This is a genomic window from Kitasatospora sp. NPDC022856, from assembly GCF_055561235.1.
Genome location: NZ_JBVHHE010000122.1, coordinates 1 through 2,074, shown reverse-complemented (window position 1 = coordinate 2,074; position 2,074 = coordinate 1). Strand labels below are relative to the sequence as shown.

At 68.7% G+C, this 2,074-nt stretch carries 2 protein-coding genes; both read left to right on the top strand.

The window, feature by feature from the left end:
• The first annotated feature begins 61 nt into the window (after window positions 1–61).
• Window positions 62–1,627: an ISL3 family transposase gene (locus tag ACZ34W_RS38585; RefSeq protein WP_465611159.1), complete on the top strand. Its 1,566-nt coding sequence runs from the start codon at window positions 62–64 to the stop codon at window positions 1,625–1,627.
• Window positions 1,628–1,682: 55 nt separating this feature from the next.
• Complete coding sequence (locus ACZ34W_RS38580) at window positions 1,683–2,027, top strand: cupin domain-containing protein (protein WP_465611161.1); 345 nt, start codon at window positions 1,683–1,685, stop codon at window positions 2,025–2,027.
• Window positions 2,028–2,074: the final 47 nt, after the last annotated feature.

Sequence of the window (2,074 nt, the reverse complement as noted above, 5' to 3'; positions counted from 1 at the left end):
GGCTCTGGCGCGAGTTCCGTGAAAGCCGCCCGTGGATCTTGATGATTGTCGATCATGATGAGTGTCTGTCGCTGATCTCCTGGCCGTCTTGTTCCCCCAGTTCGCGCTGCTGAGTGTGGACTTGATCAGGCCGGTTGGCCGGTCGGTGCGGGTGCACGCTCGGGGTCGGGCGCCGGGGGCGGAGTGTCCGGGCTGCGGGAGCTGGTCAGGACGTGTCCACAGTGGGTACGAGCGGCGGGTCAGCGATTCGGCGGTCTCTGGCCAGGAGCTGGTGTTGCACCTGCGGGTCCGCCGGTTCTTCTGTGACACCGCCGACTGCGGGCGGCGGACCTTCGCCGAGCAGATCCCCGGCCTGACGTTCCGTTACGGACGGTGCACAGTGCTGCTGCGGAAGGTTCGCGAGGCCGTCGCCCTCGCACTCGGCGGCCGAGCCGGAGCCCGCCTGGCCGAGCACCTGGCAGTCGGGATCGGCCGGGATGCCCTGATACGCCTGATCCGCGCGCTGCCAGACCCGGCCACCGAGCGGGTCCGCGTGCTCGGCGTCGACGACTTCGCCCTGCGCAAGGGCCACCACTACGGCACCGTCCTGATCGACATCGAGGGTCGCCGTCCCGTCGAGGTCCTGCCCGAGCGGTCCGCCGACGCCCTGGCCCACTGGCTGACCGAGCACCCCGGTGTCGAGGTGATCTGCCGTGACCGCGCCGCCTACTACGCCGAGGGTGCGACCCGCGGTGCCGGCACTGCGACGCAGGTCGCGGACAGGTACCACCTCTGGGCGAACCTCGGCGATGCGGCTGAGCGGTTGGTCGCCCGTCTGCGTGCTCGGTGGGTTCCGCCCGCGCCGGACAAGGAGAAGGTGGAACTGCCCGAAGGACCGCGGGCTCGGCGCACCCGCGAGCGTCATGCCGCCGTTCACGCGCTGATGGACGGGGGCATGGGGCACAGCCAGATCGTCGCCGAGCTGCATCTGGACCCGAAGACGGTGCGGAAGTTCATGCGGGCCGCTACAGCGGACGAGCTGATCGGCGCGGGGCCCTCGGGTGGCCGGCAGACCAGCCTGGAAGGCCACGACGCCTACCTGATCGCCCGGTTCAACGAGGGCTGCCACAGCGCACTACGGCTCCACCGTGAACTCTCCGAGCGCGGCCTGGCCGTCAGCGAGCGCACGATACGACGCTTCGTGCACCGGCTACGCGAGAATGCCAAGCCGACCACCCGCCCGCCGATCCCCAAGGTCCGCGAAGTGACTCGGCTGATCCTCACCCACCCCGATCACCGATCCGAGGGACAGCAAGTCCTCCTGAAGGAACTACGCCTCCGTTGCGGGGAGTTGAACGAGGCGTGTGACCTCGTCTCCCGATTCGCCTCGATCCTCGTGAACCGGCGTGGTCAGGAGGAACTCGAACAGTGGACTGCGGACGCTGAGGCGAGCACCCTGCCCGAGCTGCGAGGCTTCGCCACCGGCTTGCGCAAGGACTGGGACGCGGTCATGGCCGGCCTCACGCTTCGCTGGAACTCCGGCCCCGTCGAGGGCCACGTCAACCGGATCAAGATGCTCAAGAGGCAGATGTTCGGACGCGCCAAGCTCGACCTCCTGCGCAAGCGCGTCCTCCTGTCGGCACGGTGAGTGTCTCCCCGTACGATCGGTGCCTTCCGGATCTTGCGAGGAGTCCCTCTTGGAGATGTTCCACTTCGACCGCGCGGAGAAGGTCATCGACCGCTTCGACAGCGTGGGTGCCACCGCGACCCGCGTCGCCGCCGGAGAGGGGTCTGTTCATCTGACCTGCCTGACCATCGAGCCCGGTGGCACCATCGGCTCCCATCCTGCCCCGGTGAGCCAGCTCTTCCTGGTGATCACTGGCGAAGGCTGGGTCGCGGGCCCGGACTGCCACCAGATCCCCGTTGCAGCCGGCGACGGTGTTCGCTGGGAGCCCGGTGAGAAACACGCGTCCGGCACTACCACCGGCCTCACAGCCATCGCCCTGGAAGGCCCGTCGCTGGACCTCTTCCTACCTGACTTGCCCTGACGCCGTCACCGGAGCAGTGGTGCTTTCACGGAACTCGCGCCAGAGCC

Coding starts and splice junctions, on each gene's coding strand:
- ACZ34W_RS38580 (WP_465611161.1), top strand. CDS start 1,683: ATGTTCCACTTCGACCGCGCGGAGAAGGTCATCGACCGCTTCGACAGC.